The sequence below is a fragment of the Variovorax sp. efr-133-TYG-130 genome (genome assembly GCF_030208835.1).
GTDB lineage: Bacteria > Pseudomonadota > Gammaproteobacteria > Burkholderiales > Burkholderiaceae_C > Variovorax.
This window is the reverse complement of record NZ_JARVTD010000026.1, coordinates 1-16,318: the sequence shown is the minus strand read 5'-3', so window position 1 is coordinate 16,318 and position 16,318 is coordinate 1. Positions and strand designations below refer to the sequence as shown.

16 protein-coding genes are annotated in these 16,318 nt (G+C 69.7%); 4 read left to right on the top strand and 12 right to left on the bottom strand.

Translation table 11 applies throughout. The features are described 5' to 3' along the window. Positions 1-14: 14 nt before the first annotated feature. Positions 15-1,676 carry an adenylate/guanylate cyclase domain-containing protein gene (locus QRN67_RS20865; protein WP_285413376.1) on the bottom strand — a complete coding sequence of 554 codons (1,662 nt, stop codon included), beginning with the start codon at positions 1,674-1,676 and terminating at the stop codon, positions 15-17. Between the two features lie 65 nt (positions 1,677-1,741). Between QRN67_RS20865 and QRN67_RS20860 the strand changes: the two genes are divergently transcribed. Beyond that, entirely contained in the window at positions 1,742-2,470 is a 729-nt protein-coding gene (locus QRN67_RS20860; RefSeq protein WP_285413375.1) for a Crp/Fnr family transcriptional regulator, read from the top strand. A 12-nt stretch (positions 2,471-2,482) separates the two neighbouring features. On the opposite strand, the gene QRN67_RS20855 is transcribed toward QRN67_RS20860, so the two are convergent. Both QRN67_RS20855 and QRN67_RS20850 read right to left on the bottom strand, forming a co-directional pair. Continuing rightward, the gene (locus QRN67_RS20855; RefSeq protein WP_285413374.1) at positions 2,483-2,956 is read right to left on the bottom strand and encodes a DoxX family protein; all 474 of its coding nucleotides are present in this window, start codon (positions 2,954-2,956) and stop codon (positions 2,483-2,485) included. A gap of 115 nt (positions 2,957-3,071) precedes the next feature. Beyond that, the gene (locus QRN67_RS20850) at positions 3,072-4,001 is read right to left on the bottom strand and encodes a LysR family transcriptional regulator (protein WP_285413373.1); all 930 of its coding nucleotides are present in this window, start codon (positions 3,999-4,001) and stop codon (positions 3,072-3,074) included. 167 nt (positions 4,002-4,168) lie between these two features. On the opposite strand from QRN67_RS20850, the gene QRN67_RS20845 reads away from it, so the two are divergent. Further along, positions 4,169-5,014, top strand: coding sequence for an intradiol ring-cleavage dioxygenase (locus tag QRN67_RS20845; RefSeq protein ID WP_285413371.1), 846 nt, complete (start codon positions 4,169-4,171; stop codon positions 5,012-5,014). Positions 5,015-5,107: 93 nt separating this feature from the next. Next, positions 5,108-5,866: a sulfite exporter TauE/SafE family protein gene (locus tag QRN67_RS20840; RefSeq protein ID WP_285413369.1), complete on the top strand. Its 759-nt coding sequence runs from the start codon at positions 5,108-5,110 to the stop codon at positions 5,864-5,866. Between the two features lie 18 nt (positions 5,867-5,884). Here the strand turns inward: QRN67_RS20840 and QRN67_RS20835 are convergent, their stop codons facing one another. The 4 genes from QRN67_RS20835 to QRN67_RS20820 form a co-directional block, all read right to left on the bottom strand. Then, the gene (locus QRN67_RS20835; RefSeq protein ID WP_081269953.1) at positions 5,885-6,244 is read right to left on the bottom strand and encodes a DUF1428 domain-containing protein; all 360 of its coding nucleotides are present in this window, start codon (positions 6,242-6,244) and stop codon (positions 5,885-5,887) included. Between the two features lie 70 nt (positions 6,245-6,314). Continuing rightward, complete coding sequence (locus QRN67_RS20830; protein WP_285413368.1) at positions 6,315-7,784, bottom strand: DHA2 family efflux MFS transporter permease subunit; 1,470 nt, start codon at positions 7,782-7,784, stop codon at positions 6,315-6,317. Between the two features lie 5 nt (positions 7,785-7,789). Further along, positions 7,790-8,209, bottom strand: coding sequence for a VOC family protein (locus tag QRN67_RS20825; protein WP_285413367.1), 420 nt, complete (start codon positions 8,207-8,209; stop codon positions 7,790-7,792). 123 nt (positions 8,210-8,332) lie between these two features. Further along, positions 8,333-8,776, bottom strand: a complete 444-nt coding sequence (locus tag QRN67_RS20820) for a VOC family protein (RefSeq protein ID WP_285413366.1) — start codon at positions 8,774-8,776, stop codon at positions 8,333-8,335. A 132-nt stretch (positions 8,777-8,908) separates the two neighbouring features. On the opposite strand from QRN67_RS20820, the gene QRN67_RS20815 reads away from it, so the two are divergent. Continuing rightward, positions 8,909-9,562 carry a TetR/AcrR family transcriptional regulator gene (locus QRN67_RS20815; RefSeq protein ID WP_106936876.1) on the top strand — a complete coding sequence of 218 codons (654 nt, stop codon included), beginning with the start codon at positions 8,909-8,911 and terminating at the stop codon, positions 9,560-9,562. Positions 9,563-9,576: 14 nt separating this feature from the next. Here QRN67_RS20815 and QRN67_RS20810 read toward each other — a convergent pair whose 3' ends face one another. Genes QRN67_RS20810 through QRN67_RS20790 form a run of 5 tightly spaced genes read right to left on the bottom strand, consistent with a single transcriptional unit; the run spans position 9,577 to position 16,198 of the window. Further along, positions 9,577-10,068, bottom strand: coding sequence for a MarR family winged helix-turn-helix transcriptional regulator (locus tag QRN67_RS20810; protein WP_081269949.1), 492 nt, complete (start codon positions 10,066-10,068; stop codon positions 9,577-9,579). A 35-nt stretch (positions 10,069-10,103) separates the two neighbouring features. After that, on the bottom strand, positions 10,104-11,849 hold the full coding sequence (locus QRN67_RS20805) for an acyl-CoA dehydrogenase family protein (RefSeq protein WP_285413365.1): 1,746 nt from the start codon (positions 11,847-11,849) through the stop codon (positions 10,104-10,106). Positions 11,850-11,863: 14 nt separating this feature from the next. Further along, positions 11,864-13,597, bottom strand: coding sequence for a tannase/feruloyl esterase family alpha/beta hydrolase (locus tag QRN67_RS20800; RefSeq protein ID WP_285413364.1), 1,734 nt, complete (start codon positions 13,595-13,597; stop codon positions 11,864-11,866). Positions 13,598-13,650: 53 nt separating this feature from the next. Beyond that, positions 13,651-14,385, bottom strand: coding sequence for an ABC transporter ATP-binding protein (locus QRN67_RS20795; RefSeq protein ID WP_081269946.1), 735 nt, complete (start codon positions 14,383-14,385; stop codon positions 13,651-13,653). A 1-nt stretch (position 14,386) separates the two neighbouring features. Next, positions 14,387-16,198 carry a branched-chain amino acid ABC transporter ATP-binding protein/permease gene (locus QRN67_RS20790; RefSeq protein WP_081269945.1) on the bottom strand — a complete coding sequence of 604 codons (1,812 nt, stop codon included), beginning with the start codon at positions 16,196-16,198 and terminating at the stop codon, positions 14,387-14,389. Positions 16,199-16,318 lie beyond the last annotated feature (120 nt).

Below are 16,318 nucleotides of genomic sequence, written 5' to 3'. Positions count from 1 at the left end.
GCATTCGGCAACTTCTATGCGGAGACCGCACCGGTGGATGCGTAGAGCACCGCAAGAGGTTCGGAGCGCCCGCGCACCGCGAGCGTTTCAGGCGTGCCCAGGGTGTGCGCCACGCCCGCCTGCTCGGCCGCGAACAGCGAGACGACAAGGCGCGAAGCCGCCGTCTTCGAGTGGTCCTGCAGCCGGCTCGCGGTGTTCACCACTTCGCCGATGGCGGTGAAGGTGGTGGTTTCCAGGTAGCCCACTTCGCCGACCGCGGCGCGGCCCGCATGCAGGCCCATGCCGAACTCCAGCCGCTGGCCGAACTGCGCCTCGAAGCCCTGGCTCCATGCGTCCATGCGCTCGCCGATCAGCTCGGTCGCGCGCAGCGCCTGCCTGCAGGCGGTCGGCAGGTCGCAGTCGAGCCCGAAGATGGCCATCACGCTGTCGCCGATGAACTGGTTGGGCACGCCGCCGCTCTCGCGCACGGCTGCACCCACGGTGGCGAAGTAGCGGTCGAGCACATAGGCCAGGTCGAAAGGCCACTGCCGTTCCGACAGGCCTGACCAGCGCCGCAGGTCGACGAACAGGATCGCCACGTCGCGCTCGCGCCCGAAGCTGCCGACCGGCGCGGGCCGGCCTTCGTTGGGCAGCGGCGCGAACAGCGGCGTGACCTCGATGTCGCCGCGCGGGCGCAGCTGGCAGGCCAGCCGCACGTCGGCGGGCGCGCGCACGCGCTCCAGCGTGCGTTGCTCGTCGCGGCCCGCCTCGCCGATGTGCTCCGCCGGGCCGGCCACGCGCACCCGGCAGGTCGAGCAGCGCGCCCGGCCGCCGCAGATCGACAGGTGGTCGATGCCGTGCGAGCGGCTCGCCTCCAGCACGCTCCAGCCGCGCGGCACCTGCACCGTGCGGTCGGGGTAGCGCAGCGTGATCGACGGCTGTCGCGACCAGCGTGCGAAAGCGTTGCGCCCCCAGCGCGCCAGAAGCAGCAGGGCCAGCGCCAGTCCGTAGAACCACTTGATGCTGTCTTCGGCCGTGCCGAGCGCCTTGCCCTGCTCGGGCGTCGGCAGCACGACGGGCGGCACGCCGGTCCACTGGAACTCCCGGCCCATCGACACGAAGCCCATCGCCGCCGTCAGCGGCAGCGTCACGGCCACGGCCAGCAGCACGTAGGAAAAGCGCCGGTACGCCGGCTGCGCCCGCAGCGCGAAATGCAGGCCGAGGCAGCCGTGAGTCCAGGCCGCCAGCATCATCGCCAGTTGCGCGGCCGCGCCCTGCCAGTCCCACAGGCCCCAGACCACCCGCACGTATGAGCCCTCGATGCCGTAGGCCAGGTAGGCGCCGCGCATGGCGGTGAGGTGGGTGGCCAGCAGCAGCGGCAGCGCAAAGCCCAGCAGCACCCGCAGGCCCTCCAGCGGCGGCATGCGCAGGGTGCGGCGCTCCCACAGCGCGACCACGGCCAGCATGAGGTGGGTGCCGGCGGCGCCGTACAGCAGCGCGGTGCCGGGCAGGCTGTGCCAGAACTTCTGCACGCCGCGCAGCACGGTCTCGGCGGCGGCAAACGAATAGATGCCGAGCGAATGGTTCAGCAGGTGAACCGTGATGTAGGCCATCAGCACCAGCCCGCTCGCCCAGCGGAGATTGCGCCGTGTCGGCGTTCTCGGGGAAAAGTGCGGTTGGGGGGAACGTCTGTCCATGAACGGGTTCGAAGCGGCTCCCGAGCATAATCCGCGCGCTCATCCCCTTGACCACAGACCCCGGCATGGACAAACCAGACCCTGTCCCGCGTTCCAGCCTCGCACTGCGCCAGATCGCGCTGTTCGAAGGCCTCTCCGACCAGCGGCTGGACCTGCTGGCCCGGCAATGCCTGTGGCACAGCGTGGAAGCCGGCAAGCTCCTGCTGCTGCGCGCCGAGCAGCAGGGCGAGGTGTTCCTGCTGGTCTCGGGCCGGGTGCGGGTGACGACCTATTCGGCCAACGGCCGGCAGGTGACCTTCCGCGACTCGGAGGCCGGGGAGCATTTCGGCGACATCGCCGCCATCGACGGCGGTCCGCGCTCCGCCGACGTCGTCACCCTTGCGCCCAGCGTGGTCGCCAGCCTGGACCGTGCCGCCTTCATGGCCCTGCTGCGCGACGAGCCGCTGGTGGCCGAGCGGGTGATGCTGCGGCTGGCCTCGCTGGTGCGGCAGCTGTCCGAACGGGTGATCGACCTGAGCACCCTGGGCGTGCAGAACCGGCTGCATGCCGAACTGCTGCGTCTGGCCCGTGCCGCCGGCCCGCATGGCGGGGACGCCAACCAGGCCCGGCTGGACCCCGCGCCCAAGCATGCGGCGCTGGCCAGCCAGATCAGCACCAACCGCGAGCAGGTGACGCGCGAACTCAACGTGCTGGTGCGCAGCGGCGTGCTGCGCAAGGACGACAAGGCCCTGCTGGTGGCCGATATCGCCCGCCTCGAGGCGATGGTCTCGCAGGTGCGGGGCGACGCCGGCTGAACCGGCCGGCCGTCAGTTGAAGCGGCCGTTGCGGCCGCCGATGCTGAAGCGGCCGGCGCCCAGCAGCACCACCGTCAGTGCGCCGAACAGGTACAGGCCCTGCAGTTCCAGCGCCCAGCCGCCCTGCTTGGTCAGCGCGAACAGGTCGGCCATGTGCACGAGGCCGAAAGCCACCAGCATGTTGATCACCACCACGCCGGCGGCGGCGCGGGTGAAGAGGCCCGCGATCATCAGCAGCGGCGCGACGATTTCGCCGACGTACACCAGGTAGGCGATGCCGCCCGGCAGCCCGGCCTTGGCCAGCATGCCCGCGATGAAGCCGACGCCCGCCGACAGCTTGAAGATGCCGTGCAGCAGCACCAGGAAGCCGACCGTCACGCGGATCAGCAGCTTGCCGGAGTCGTCCAGCGTGGTGGGGGAGACGGTGGAAAGCGGCGATGCGATCGGCGCACGCGGGGTGTTGGCGGCTGCGGCCTGGGTGTTCATGGCGGATCCTTGGAAATTGAAGGCCGCCGCGAAATGCGACGGTTGCGCCGCCAGTGTGCGCAGCCGCCGGAAAGCGGGATGTGCGTAAACGCACATGTTTTGCCGCAAAGCCGCCTCAGCGCGCGCCGAAATGGCTGGTCCACTTGCGTTCGTAGTCCATCTTCGCGAAGTGCGCCGCCATGAAGTCGATGAAGCTGCGCACCTTGGCCGACAGGTGCTTGCGGCTCGGGTACGCCAGGTTGATGGTCAGGTGCGGCAGGTCCCAGTCGTCCAGCGTGGGCACCAGCCGGCCGGCCACGACGTCGTCGTAGACGATGTAGGTCGGCTGCACCAGGATGCCCATGCCGTCGAGCGCGGCGGCGCGCAGCACCTGGCCGTCGTTCGACTCGAGCAGCCCGGTGACCGACACCGTGCGCGTCTCGCCCCGGCGGCTGAAGCGCAGCTCGTTCGGGTTGTTGGCGTGGGTGTAGATCAGCAGCTTGTGCCGCGCGAGTTCTTCCAGCGTCTTCGGAAAGCCGTGCTGCGCAAAGTAGCGCGGCGACGCCACCAGGATGCGCCGCGTCTCGCCCAGCCGGCGGATCGTGACGTTCGAGTCGGGCTCGAACTCACGCGTGCGGATCGCCACGTCGATGTTGTTGTCGATCAGGTCGAAGTACCGGTTGGCGGCTTCCACGTGCACCGTCACGCCCGGATAGCGCTGGGTGTATTCGCGCAGCAGCGGCGCGATGTGGTGGATGGAGAACGAGAGCGACGCCGTCACCCGCAGCGTGCCGGTCGGGTTGAACGCAGTGGCGTTGACCGTCGATTCCGCAACCGCCAGGTCGCTCAGGATGGCGCGGGCGCGGCCGCAGAACTCGCGGCCTGTGTCGGTCAGGTAGAGCCGGCGGGTGTTGCGTTCCACCAGCCGCGCGCCCAGGCGGTCCTCCAGCGCGCTCAGGTGCCGGCTCGCGGCGGCGTTGGAAAGGCCCAGCGCCTCGGCCGCCCGGCTCAGGCTGCCGGCATCGGCGATCTGCACGAGCAGGGCGATTTCGGTCCAGCGGTCCATGGGGCGGTGTCTCCGGGGCTTGTCTTCTGTGTGTCCGGACGATTTTGGCGCAGCGGCGTTGCGACCGTTCCGCTGGGCGGAAAAATCATTTGCGCCCGGCGGCTTTCGTGGCGGCGGCGCGCGGCCTAAAGTGCGCCGTACCTACGAGACGACATGGAGACACCACGATGCGCAACCTCAACCAGGACAACATCACGCAGGCCGTGCTTGCGCGCTTCGCCGACACGCCAGACCTTCGCCTGCGCGAGATCATGACCATCCTGGTGCAGCACCTGCACGCCTTTGCGCGCGAGGTGAAGCTCACCGAGGACGAGTGGTTCCAGGGCATCCAGTACCTCACCGCCACCGGCCAGAAGTGCGACGACAAGCGGCAGGAATTCATCCTGCTGTCGGACGTGTTGGGCCTGTCGATGCTCACCATCGCGATGAACAACGACAAGCCCGCGGGCTGCACCGAGGCCACGGTGTTCGGCCCCTTCTACTTCGACGGCGCCCCCGAGTACGAGCATGGCGACGACGTGGCCAACGGCGCCGAGGGCGAGCCCTGCGACGTGTATGCCACCGTGCGCGGGCTCGGCGGCGAGCCGGTGTCCGGCGCGGTCGTCGATGTGTGGCAGGCCGACGCCGGCGGCCACTACGACGTGCAGCACGCCGGGCTCGATCATGCGGAGAACCGTGGCACCCTGCGCACCGGGCCAGACGGCTCGCTGCATTTCCGCAGCGTGGTGGCGGTGGCGTACCCGATCCCGGTCGACGGGCCGGTGGGCGACCTGCTGCGCGCGACGAAGCGCCACCCGTGGCGGCCCGCGCACCTGCATTTCAAGATCGAGGCGCCGGGCTACGAGCGGCTCATCACCCACGTGTTCCGCGACGGCGACGAATGGCTGGACTCCGACGCCGTGTTCGCGGTGCGCCAGTCGCTGGTCGCGCCGTGGAAGAAGCAGGACAACGGCCGCTGGCGCCTGGACTTCGACTTCGTGCTCAATCCGCTGAAGCAGCCGGCCCGGCAGTAGGAGGCAAGGCAGGCGGCGCCGGGCGCGTTTTCCGGCATCCTGCTACGCTCGCAAGGCCCGCCCGCATGGCGGGTTTTCTTTTGCCTTCCGCCCATGGTTTTCCCCCTGATCACCGACCCGCATTTCTATGCGGTCGCCATTCCCGCCGTGCTGCTGCTCGGCATCAGCAAGAGCGGTTTCGGCGCCGGCTTCGGGTCGCTCGCGGTGCCGATGATGGCGCTGGCCGTCACCGTGCCGCAGGCAGCCGCCATCCTGATGCCGCTGTTGCTGCTGATGGACGTTCTGGGCCTGGCCGCGTTCCGGCGCGACTTCGACCGCTCGCTGCTCAAGTTCCTGATTCCGTTCGGCCTGCTGGGCACGGTGATCGGCACGCTGCTGTTTCGCATGCTGCCGGCGCATACTGTGGCGGGCATCGTCGGCGTGTTCACGCTGGTGTTCCTGGCGCAGCGCATGCTGTTCCCGCCCAAGCCCGACGACGCGCTGCCCTCGCGCCGCGTGGGCGCGGTGCTGACCACGGTGTCGGGCTTCACCAGCTTCATCGCGCATGCGGGCGGCCCACCCATCAACGCCTACGTGATTCCGCTGCGGCTCAAGCCCGTGATCTTCACGGCCACCATGGCGTATTTCTTCTTCGTGGTGAACCTCAGCAAGTGGATTCCCTACGCGTGGCTGGGCCTCATCGACTTGCGCACGCTGGCCACTTCGCTGGTGCTGATGCCGATCGCGCCGTTCGGCGTGTGGGTCGGCATCCGCATCGCGCGGCGCATCGACGCGACTTGGTTCTACCGCTTCGTGTACCTGGGCATGCTGCTCACGGGCCTGAAGCTCGTCTACGACGGATTCATCGCCTGAGGCCCGCGCGGCGGCCCGTCAGAACTCGACGATTGACTTGAAGCCGCCGAAGATCATTCGCCTGGCGTCGAAGGGCATGGTCTTCGGGTCCATCGATGCGATGCGCGGGTCGGCCATCACCTTGGCGTTCACCGTGTCGCGGTGCTTGCGCGACTTGTAGGTGATCCACGAGAAGGCCACCGTCTCGTCGGCCTTCTGCTTCACGCTCTGTGGAAACGAGGTGAGCTTGCCGGGCTTCACGTCGTCGGCGATGCACTCGACGTATTCGAGCGCGCCGTATTCCATCCAGACCTTGCCGGCCTTGCGCGCCAGCTTGCGGTAGGCCTCTACGTTGGCACTGGGAACGGCGACGATGAAACCGTCTACATAACGAGCCATGGAAGTTCTCCTGAACAAAGAGTGGAACCGTTGAAGAAAAAATACCGGCGGCTGCATGTGGCCTCCTGGCTCACGATGCCGCCGATCCACGGGGTGCCGCTTCTTCTTCGTTGTTGTTGTCCTGCATCTGCCCCGGCATGGTGGAGCGAAGCAGCAACGCCCCGATCAGGCCCGCCGCCGCCGCGAACACGGCGCCGACGAGAAACGCAAGGTTGTAGCCGCCGGTGAGCGCCAGCGGCATCTGCGCGCCGGCGGCTTCCATCGAGGCGGTGCGCGCCGCCGCGGCTCTGGCCAGCACGGCCAGGCCCAGCGCGCCGCCCATCATGAAGGCGGTGTTGACCACGCCCGAGGCCAGGCCCGAATCGGACGGGCTCACCTCGCTCATGGCCGCCAGCAGCACCGGGTTGAACGCCATGCCCGCGCCCAGGCCGAGCAGCATCATGCCGGGCAGCACGTCGACCACGAAGCTGCCGTTGACCGGTGCCCGCGCGAACAGCGCCAGCCCGATGGCCGCGAGCCACAGCCCCGCCGCCAGCGGCTTGCGGATGCCGAAGCGCATCACGATCTTCGCCGACAGGCCCAGCGAGAACACCGCCATGATGATGTTGGCCGGCAGAAAGGCCAGGCCGATCTGCATCGGCGTGTACTGCAGCACCAGTTGCATGTAGAGCGCCGAGATGAAGAACCACGCGAACATGGCCGCCGCCCACAGCACGCCCACCACGTTGGCCACCGACACGCTGCGCAGCCGGAACAGGCCCAGCGGCATCAGCGGATGCTGCACGCGCGCCTCGATGGCGATGAAAACCGCCAGCAGCACCACGGCCGCGCCGAGCAGACCCGCGGTCTGCGTGGAGCCCCAGCCCGCTTCGTTGCCGTTGACCACGCCGTACACCGCGAGCATGAGCGACAGCGTGACCGTCAGCGCGCCGGCCACGTCGAGCTTTTCGCCGTGCGCATGGCCGCGCGCGCTCGGCAGCAGCGCCACGCACAGCGCATACACCGCCACGCCGATCGGCAGGTTCACCAGGAAGATCCAGTGCCAGCTCAGCGTGCTCGTGAGCAGGCCGCCCAGCAGCACGCCGATGCTGCCGCCGCCTGCGCACACGAAGCCGTACACGCCCATGGCCTTGGCGCGCTCGGCCGGCTCGGTGAAGAGGTTCATGATGAGCGAGAGCGACACGGCCGACACCACCGCGCCGCCCAGCCCCTGCACCGCCCGGGCCGCCACCAGCAGCACCTGCGAGTTGGAGATGCCGCAGGCCAGCGAGGCGAGCGTGAACAGCACCAGCCCTATGAGAAAGAGCTTGCGGTGGCCGTACAGGTCGCCGAGCCGCCCGCCCAGCAGCAGGAAGCCGCCGAAGGTCAGCATGTAGGCGTTCACCACCCAGACCAGCGATGTCTCGGAGAAGCCGAGGTCGGTGCGGATCGAGGGCAGCGCGACGTTCACGATGGTGGTGTCCAGCACGATCATCAGCACGCCGAGGCACAGCACCATCAGCGCGAGCCAGCGCTTTCGGCTGTCGAGTGCGTCCGTCATGCGCGTCACACCAGGGGCTTGCCGCCGTTGATGAGCCAGGGCGTGCCGAAGCGGTCGGTCACCATGCCGAAGCCCTCGACCCAGAAGGTCGGGCCGAACTGCATCGTGACCTTGCCGCCATCGGCGAAGGCGTCGAACACGCGCCGGGCTTCGGGCACCGTGTCGAGCGTGAGCGCCACGCCGAAGCCCTTCATGCCTTCGTAGGGCATGCCGGGCATGGAGTCGGAGGCCATGAGCAGGCCGTCGCCATAGGCGAGGGCCGCATGCATGGTGCGGTCGGCCGCGCCGGGCGGGAACTGCTCGGCGCCGTGCGCCTGGGCCATGGTCATCATCATCTGCATCTTGCCGCCGAGCGTCTTCTCGTAGAAGCGCATGGCCTCGGCTGCATTGCCGTCGAACGTGAGGTAGGCGTTGATGGGGGACATGAGAGTTTCCTTGGTTGCTTTTGAGTGGCTGTCTCGAGGTTGGCAGAGCCCCATGAGCTTGGCGACATGGGGGCTCGGGCCGTGCTTGAACCAGGTGACCCGTGACGAAAGAAAGATGCGCGGTCAGGCCGGTTGCGCCACAACCAGCAGCCAGCCCACGCCGAAGCGGTCGGTCAGCATGCCGAAGCTGGAGGTGAAGAAGGTCGGGATCAGCGGCTGCATCACCTGGCCGCCCTCGGCCAGCGCGTTGAACCACTTGACGGCTTCGGCGTCGGTGCCGGCGGTGAGGGCCAGCATGATGCCCTCGAACTTCGGCTGGCCCGAGCAGCGGCCGTCGGAGGCCATGAGCTCGGTCTCGCCGATGCGGACCACCGCGTGCATCACCTTGTCGGGCGCGGGGCCGGCACCGCCGCAACTGGCGTCGGGGTTGCCGGAAGCGGCGGGCTCGGGTGCCGGCGCGTCGGCATAGCGCATGAGCTGGATCGTTTCGGCGCCGAGCGCCTGCTGGTAGAAGCCGAGCGCTTCGTCGCAGCGGCCTTCGAACGAGAGGTAAGACTGGACTTTCATTGCGATTCCTTCTGGCGGATGAGGTGGGTCGGTGGGGCCCCGGTGTATCGGGCCGCAAACAATCGGATTACTTTGTGTACGCCGTCCACAAAGAATAGCAGGGATAATGGACGGTGTCCACATGGAAGTGCAATGAAGCTCAACAACGTCCCTGAAAGCCTGCCGCCTGCCCGCAGCACCTACCGCCACGGGGACTTGCGCCGGGCGCTGCTGGACGCGGGCATCGAGCTCGCACGCGACGGGGGCCCCGACGCCGTGGTGTTGCGCGAAGCCACGCGGCGCGCGGGCGTGGTGCCGAATGCCGCCTACCGGCACTTCGGCAGCCGCCAGGAACTGCTGTGGGCCGTGCGGGAGGCGGCCCTGGCCGCGGCAGCGGGTGCGATGGAAAAGGAACTGGCCGTGCTGCCCTGCGACCAGCCGCCCGCCGACTTCGCGCGCGCCCAGGTGCGCGCCATCGGCACCGCCTATCTGCGGTTCGCGCAGGCCGAGCCTGGCCTGTTCCGCACCGCGTTCGTGGTTTCCGCCGAAGGCGACGGCCAGCTCGGCCCGGGCAAGGCCGGCGCGAGCGGGCTGGACCCGTTCCAGCTGCTGGGCAAGGCCATCGACCGGCTGGTGGACGCGGGCGTGCTCGACCCGGCGCGGCGCCCGAATGCCGAATACCTCGCGTGGTCGTCGGTGCACGGGCTGGCGCTGCTCATCATCGACGGACCACTGCGCGCCATGCCGCCCGCCGAGACCCACGCGCTGGGCCAGCGCCTCATCGACATGGTCGAGCGAGGGCTGTAGGCGCCCTCAGGCGCTCAGAGATAGATCTTCTGCAGCAGGCGGATCAGCGTCTCGCGCTCGCGCGCGGTGAGCCTGGCGCTGGCGTCGGCCTCGAGCTGCATCACGGCCTGCTCGGCCTCGCGGATCAGCGCATCGCCGGCCGGCGTGAGATACAAGCCCACCGCGCGGCCGTCGTGCGGATGGGGCCGGCGCTCGATGAGCCCGCGGCTGTCGAGCGTGGCAACCAGGCTCACCAGGTTGGGCGGCAGGATGTCCAGCGTGCTGCACAGCTGCCGCGACGTGGCGCCCGGGTTGTGCGCCAGCAGCGACAGCACCGAGAAATCGATCTGCTTGAGCCCATAGGGCGCCATGCGTTCCGCGAAGAAGTCGCTGACGATCAGCCATGCGCGGCGGGCGTTGTAGCCGACCAGGGTTTCGAGCATGCGCGCGTCCAGCCGGTCCGCCTTGCCCGGCGGCGCGATGCTCGGCTCGCTTTTCGCGGGAGCGGATTTCGAAGAGGAAGGCATGGCCCGAGCGTACCGCGTGAATGTTGCCCGGCAGCCTAGCGCGCGACAGCCTGCGGCTGCGCCGCGTGGGTCAGCGCGACCGTCTCGCAGGCCCGCTTGACGATGCCCAGCCGCATCTCGAACTCCGGCAGCACCCAGCGCCGGAAGGCCGCCGCCACCCGTGCCCTGGCGCCGTCTTGCGGCGCCGCCGCCTCGATGCGCGCCCAGGCCCAGGCCAGCATCGTGAGCATCGCCACGCGCAGGTAGTCGTCCGCCACTTCGCAGGGCAGCGCCGGGTTGGCGTGCGCGGCCATCGCGACCGTGGTGCCCAGGTAGCGCAGCTGCGCGAGCCGGCGCTGCACGTCGGCATCGGCCTCGCGCGAGGCGTCGAGCGTGTCGCGCATCTCGAGCAGCACCGCCGACATGCCGGCGCCGCCGTCGGGCAGCACCTTGCGCACCAGCAGGTCGATGGCCTGGATCTCGTTGGTGCCCTCGTAGATCATGGTCACGCGCGAGTCGCGCACGATCTGCTCGATGCCCCATTCGCGCACGTAGCCATGCCCGCCGAACACTTGCAGGCACTCGCTCGCACCCTGAAAGGCCTGCTGCGTGCACGCCGCCTTGAGCACCGGCGTGACGAAGGAGCACCAGCGCTGCGCGCGCTCGCGGGCCTTGGGGTCGGCGTCGTGCGCGGCCACGTCGAGCATCAGCGCGCTGCGGTAGGCGAGGGTGCGCGCGCCGTCGATCCAGGCGCGCTGCGTGTCGAGGATGCGGCGCACGGCCGGGTGCTCGGCGATCAGGTCTGCGCTTTCGTTGCCGCGGCTCGCGGGCACGGGGCCGGGCGCGCGCATCTGGCGGCGCTCGGCGGCATAGGCGTCGGCCTTCTGCCAGGCGGCGTCGAGCAGGCCGATGCCCTGCAGCGCCACATGCAGGCGCGCCGAATTCATCATCACGAACATCGCGGCCAGCCCGCGCCCCGGCTCGCCGACCAGCCAGCCGGTGGCGTCGTCGAAGCGCATCGTGCAGGTCGGGCTGCCGTGCAGGCCCATCTTTTCCTCGATGCGTTCGCAGTGCACCGCGTTGCGCGTGCCGTCGGGCAGCAGCTTGGGCACGAGCGCCAGCGACAGGCCCTTGGGGCCGGCCGGCGCGTCGGGCAGGCGGCACAGCACCAGGTGCACGATGTTCGGCGTCAGGTCGTGCTCGCCGCCGGAAATGAAGATCTTGCCGCCGCTCACGCGCAGGCTGCCGTCGGCCTGTGGCACGGCGCGCGTGCGCACCTGGCCCAGGTCGCTGCCCGCATGCGCCTCGGTGAGGCACATGGTGGCCAGCCACTCGCCGGTCGCGATCTTCGGGAGATAGCGCTGCTTCAGCTCGTCGCTGCCGTGGTGCTTGAGGCAGGCGTAGGCGCCGTGCAGCAGGCCGGGCGCCATCGTGAAGCCGTGGTTGGCGGCGGCCAGCCATTCGTAGAGCACGGCCTCGAGCGCGGCGGGCAGGCCCTGTCCGCCGTCTTCGGTCGCGGCCGAAAGAGCAGGCCAGCCGCCGTCGACGAAGGCCTGGTAGGCCTCGCGAAAGCCCGGCGGGCTGGTCACTTCGCCGCCGGCAAAACGGCAGCCGGTCTCGTCGCCGGTCCGGTTCAGCGGCGCGATCACCTCGCCGACGAAGCGCCCTGCCTCCTCCAGCACCTGCGACTGCAGCGCTTCGTCAACCTCGGCGAAAGGCGCGAGCGCGGCCAGGCGCGTGGGCGCATCGAGCGCCGCGTTCAGCAGGAATCGGACATCTTCGGGGCGGGGCTTGTAATCCATGGGGGTTCGGAAATCTAGGGAGAAGGCGTCTTGCAGGCGAAGCTGCTTGCGCGCTCGGTGTCGCCGCCGGTGTAGGTGGCGACTTGCGGATAGGGGCACAGCGGGCGCGTGCGCTGGGGCGACCAGCTGGCCGGCACCTCGGCGTTCGGCACGGGCGTGCCGGCACCGCGCGCGGAGGCGGTGATCGACGCGGGCGCCTTGCCCTGTTCGACCCAGTCGACCAGCGCGCTGAGCATGTCGAACTGGTCGGTGGCGGGGCCGCCCGAGCAGTGGTTCATGCCCGGCACGGGGAAGTAGCGCGCGAACGAGGATGCATCGCCGCCGTTCGCGGCCTGCACGCGTTCATACCAGGCGGCGGTGTCGTCCGACGAGAACACCGGGTCGCTGGTGCCGTGGTAGACGATCATGCGGCCACCCTTGTCGCGCAGCGCGCCCAGGTTGGCCGCGTCCGGCGGCGTCATGAACGACAGCGCCGACTCGCGGAACACGCCGTCCGTCGCGGCGATGCGCGGCGCGTCGCGGTCCATGTCGAAGCCCAGCGCGAACGGCAGGCCCTGCGGCCGGTCGGCCAGCGGCGGCGTGCTGAAGATGAAGGCCACGGCGCCCGCGTCGCGCGTCGCCGGGCTCGCGAACTTCCATTCGCGCCAGTTGCCGCCGCTCACGCCCGCGTCGAACGGGAAGCTGCTGTAGATCGGCTGGCCCGCGCTGTTGCGCGCGCCCTTGAACACGTTGGCCAGCGCATTCTTCTGCGGCGCGCTGAGGCACATGCCGTCGCGCGTGCCGGCGGCGCAGGTGGGAACGTCGCGCTGGATGTCGAAGCGCGTCCTGCAGGCCTGCACGTTCGACACGATGCCGTCGGCCAGGCCGTCGAGCGCGTCGCAGCGCGCCAGCACCTTGTCGCCCACCAGCTTCAGTTCGGCCGGAGTGAAGGCGCTTTGCAGGTCGGGCTGGCCGGCGGGCGTCTTCGCGCTGGCCACGGCGGCGTATTGCTGCGCGCCATAGAGCTGCGCCACGGCCGCCTTCGGCAGGTTGAAACCGGGGTCGCCCGCGAGGATGCCGTCGTACTGCTGCGACGAGCGCACCGCGGCCACCATCGCATGCCGCCCGCCGTTCGAGCAGCCGCCGAAGTAGGAGCGGTCGGGGCCGCGGCCGTAGGCCTTGGCGATGAGGTTCTTCGCCATCGGCGTGAGCTGCGCGACCGCGTTGTAGCCGTAGTCGAGCCGCGCCTGCGGGTCGAGCCCGAAGCGCGGGCCCATCGAACCCGCATGGCCGGCGTCGGAGCTGATGACGGCAAAGCCCATCTGCAGCGCGCTGCTGCGCGGGCCGCCGCCGCCGATGCCGCCGAGCGCGGGCACCACCACGCCGTCGAGCCCGCCGTTGGCCTGGTAGAAGAAGCGGCCGTTCCATGCCACCGGCAGCCGCATCTCGAAACCGACGGCGTAGCGCTGATTGTCGACCGGGCTGGTGCGCTCGTTCATGCGGCCTTGCACCAGGCAGTGCGCGGGCGCCGCCATCGCGACGCCGCCGACCGTGACCATGCCGGCCGGCACGTCGGTGACGGAGCTGTAGACCGTGCCCGGCAGCGCCGCGCGCGTGGCCAGGTCGGCGCAGGCCTGCAGCGTGCCGGGCCGCGCGGCGGCCAGCGGCGCATGCGGGGCGGGTGGGCGCCCCGCGCAAGCCGCGAGCAGCGTGGCAACGCCGAGCGCGCTTGCGCACAGGCCGAATGTGAAGTGGCGCTGTCTCGTCATGTCGTCTCCTTGCCGCGTGCGCGGCGGGTGTCTCGGTCGATCTTCTTTTCTCGTCAGGCGGCCTTGCGTGCCGCGCCCAGGTAGGTGTCGATCACGCGCGAATCGACCGCGAGCTTGCGTGCCTCGCCCTCGAGGCTCACGCTGCCCATTTCGAGCACGTAGCCGTGGTCCGCCACTTCGAGCGCGGCGCGCGCGTTCTGCTCCACCAGCAGAATGGTCACGCCCGTGGCGCGCAGCGCATCGACCGTGCGGAAGATCTCCTGCACCACCAGCGGCGCCAGCCCCAGGCTGGGTTCGTCGAGCATCAGCAGCGTGGGGCGAGACATCAGCGCGCGGCCCACCGCCAGCATCTGCCGCTCGCCGCCGGAGAGCGTGCCGGCCAGCTGCGCGCGCCGCTCCTTCAGGCGAGGGAACAGCGTGTAGACCTCGTCGATGCGGTCGCGCCACTGCTTGTTGCGCAGCCGCACCTGGCGGAACGCGCCGAGCACGAGGTTGTCTTCGACCGGCATGGTGCCGAACAGCTCGCGCTTCTCCGGCACCAGTGCAATGCCGAGCATCACGCGTTCCTCGAGCGTCATCGCCGAGATGGGCTGGCCCTTGAACTCGATGACGCCCTTGGAGGGCAGCACGCCCATCAGCGCGTTGAGCAGCGTCGACTTGCCCGCGCCGTTCGGCCCGATCACGGTGACGACGCGGCCCTGGTCGGCCTGCAGGTCGATGCCGTGCAGCACCTCGGCGCGCCCGTAGCCGGCGTGCAGGTCGCGTATGCGAAGCAGGGGTGTCGTCATGTCAATGTTCCGTTCCCAGGTACGCGGCGCGCACCTTGTCGCTGTTCTGCACCTCGGCGGGCGTGCCCTCCATCAGGTGGGTGCCGAACTCCATCACCACGATGTGGTCGCAGATGTCCATCACCAGCCCCATGTCGTGCTCGACCAGCAGGATGCTCATGCCCTCGTCGCGCAGTTGCCGCAGCACCTTGCCCAGCGCTTCCTTTTCCTTGTGGCGCAGGCCGGCCGCGGGCTCGTCGAGCAGCAGCAGGGCCGGGTCGGCGCACAGCGCGCGTGCGATCTCCAGCAGGCGCTGCTGGCCCATGGCCAGGTTGCCCGCCAGTTCGTGCAGGTAGTCGCCCATGCCCACGCGCCGCAGCTGGCGCTCGGCCTCGCGGAACAGCGCGCGCTCTTCCTGGCGGTCGATGCGCAGCATGGCCGCGACGGCGCCCTTGCGGCCGCGCAGGTGCGCGCCCAGGGCCACGTTCTCCAGCACCGTCATGTCCGCCACCATCTTCACGTGCTGGAAGGTGCGCGACACGCCGCGCTGCGCGATCTGCCGCGCGCCCAGCCCGCCGATGGCCTCGCCGCGGAAGCGCACCGCGCCGCCCGAGAGGCCGAGCACGCCCGTGATCAGGTTGAAGGTGGTCGACTTGCCCGCGCCGTTCGGCCCGATCAGGCCGACGATCTGGCCGGCGCGCGTCTGGAAGCTGATGTCGTTCACCGCCACCAGCCCGCCGAAGGTCTTGCGGATGGCCTGCACGTCGAGCACCACATCGCCCGCGGCCGGCTTGGCACGCGCGGGCAGGTCCCTGGCGTGCTGCCAGTCGACGCTGCGGCGCGGGCGCGGCAGGCGCCGGTCGACGAAGGCCCAGAGGCCCTCGGGCAGGTACTTGAGCACCAGCACGATCATGATGCCGAACACGATCAGCTCGTAGCTGCCGGCCGTGCCGATGAGCTTGGGCAGCAGCACCTGCAGCTGGTCTTCGAGCAGCTTGACCACGCCCGCGCCGGCAATGGCGCCCCACACGTGGGCCGCGCCGCCGAGCACCGCCATGAACAGGTACTCGATGCCCATCTTCAGCCCGAAGGGCGAGGGGTTGACCGTGCGCTGGAAGTGCGCGAACAGCCAGCCCGAGATGGAGGCCAGCATGGCCGCCAGCACGAAGATGCCGATCTTGAAGCGCAGCGTGTTCACGCCCATGGCCTCGGCCATCTGCGAGCCGCCGGCCAGGGAGCGAATGGCGCGGCCGCTGCGCGAGTCGAGCAGGCGTATCACCGCGAATGCCGCGACGATCGCGATGACCCAGACCACGCCGTAGAAGAACCGCTGCTGGCCGAACTCGAAGCCGAACAGCGACAGGCCCTTGACGCCCAGGATGCCGTCGTACTTGCCCAGCGCATCGAGGTTGCCCATCAGGTAGTACAGCGACAGCGCCCAGGCGATGGTGGCCAGCGGCAGGTAGTGCCCCGACATGCGCAGCGTGATGGCGCCGATGATCGAGGCGCTGACGCCGGTGAGCGCCAGGCCGATGAAGAGCGTGACCCACGGCGACAGCCCCGTGTTCACCGTCAGGTAGGCCGTGGTGTACGCACCGATGCCGACGAAGGCGGCCTGCCCGAACGAGGTGAGGCCGCCCACGCCGGTGAGCAGCACGAGGCCCAGTACCGGCAGCGTGTAGATACCGATGTAGTTGAGCTGGATGATCCAGAAGTCGGGCAGCGGCAGGAACGGCAGCACGGCCAGCACCAGGATCAGCGCGAGCGGGCCCCAGGTGCGCAGCGCGCTCTTGTCGGGCGCCTGGGGCGGCGTTGTGTTGATTAGCGCTTCCATGTCAGTGATCCGTTGCGCGTTGTCTTTGCTTGCTTGTCGCTTTTGTCGTTGGTTTGTTCGGGGCTTGTGCACAGGCCACCGGGTACTCCCCTCCGCGAATGTCCCCCGGGGCTGCGCCCC

Coding starts and splice junctions, on each gene's coding strand:
- QRN67_RS20835 (WP_081269953.1), bottom strand. CDS start 6,244: ATGGCTCGTTATGTAGACGGTTTCATCGTCGCCGTTCCCAGTGCCAAC.
- QRN67_RS20850 (WP_285413373.1), bottom strand. CDS start 4,001: ATGGACCGCTGGACCGAAATCGCCCTGCTCGTGCAGATCGCCGATGCC.
- QRN67_RS20830 (WP_285413368.1), bottom strand. CDS start 7,784: ATGACGGACGCACTCGACAGCCGAAAGCGCTGGCTCGCGCTGATGGTG.
- QRN67_RS20810 (WP_081269949.1), bottom strand. CDS start 10,068: ATGCCTTCCTCTTCGAAATCCGCTCCCGCGAAAAGCGAGCCGAGCATC.
- QRN67_RS20840 (WP_285413369.1), top strand. CDS start 5,108: ATGGTTTTCCCCCTGATCACCGACCCGCATTTCTATGCGGTCGCCATT.
- QRN67_RS20860 (WP_285413375.1), top strand. CDS start 1,742: ATGGACAAACCAGACCCTGTCCCGCGTTCCAGCCTCGCACTGCGCCAG.
- QRN67_RS20865 (WP_285413376.1), bottom strand. CDS start 1,676: ATGGACAGACGTTCCCCCCAACCGCACTTTTCCCCGAGAACGCCGACA.
- QRN67_RS20820 (WP_285413366.1), bottom strand. CDS start 8,776: ATGAAAGTCCAGTCTTACCTCTCGTTCGAAGGCCGCTGCGACGAAGCG.
- QRN67_RS20790 (WP_081269945.1), bottom strand. CDS start 16,198: ATGGAAGCGCTAATCAACACAACGCCGCCCCAGGCGCCCGACAAGAGC.
- QRN67_RS20800 (WP_285413364.1), bottom strand. CDS start 13,597: ATGACGAGACAGCGCCACTTCACATTCGGCCTGTGCGCAAGCGCGCTC.
- QRN67_RS20845 (WP_285413371.1), top strand. CDS start 4,169: ATGCGCAACCTCAACCAGGACAACATCACGCAGGCCGTGCTTGCGCGC.
- QRN67_RS20805 (WP_285413365.1), bottom strand. CDS start 11,849: ATGGATTACAAGCCCCGCCCCGAAGATGTCCGATTCCTGCTGAACGCG.
- QRN67_RS20795 (WP_081269946.1), bottom strand. CDS start 14,385: ATGACGACACCCCTGCTTCGCATACGCGACCTGCACGCCGGCTACGGG.
- QRN67_RS20855 (WP_285413374.1), bottom strand. CDS start 2,956: ATGAACACCCAGGCCGCAGCCGCCAACACCCCGCGTGCGCCGATCGCA.
- QRN67_RS20815 (WP_106936876.1), top strand. CDS start 8,909: ATGAAGCTCAACAACGTCCCTGAAAGCCTGCCGCCTGCCCGCAGCACC.
- QRN67_RS20825 (WP_285413367.1), bottom strand. CDS start 8,209: ATGTCCCCCATCAACGCCTACCTCACGTTCGACGGCAATGCAGCCGAG.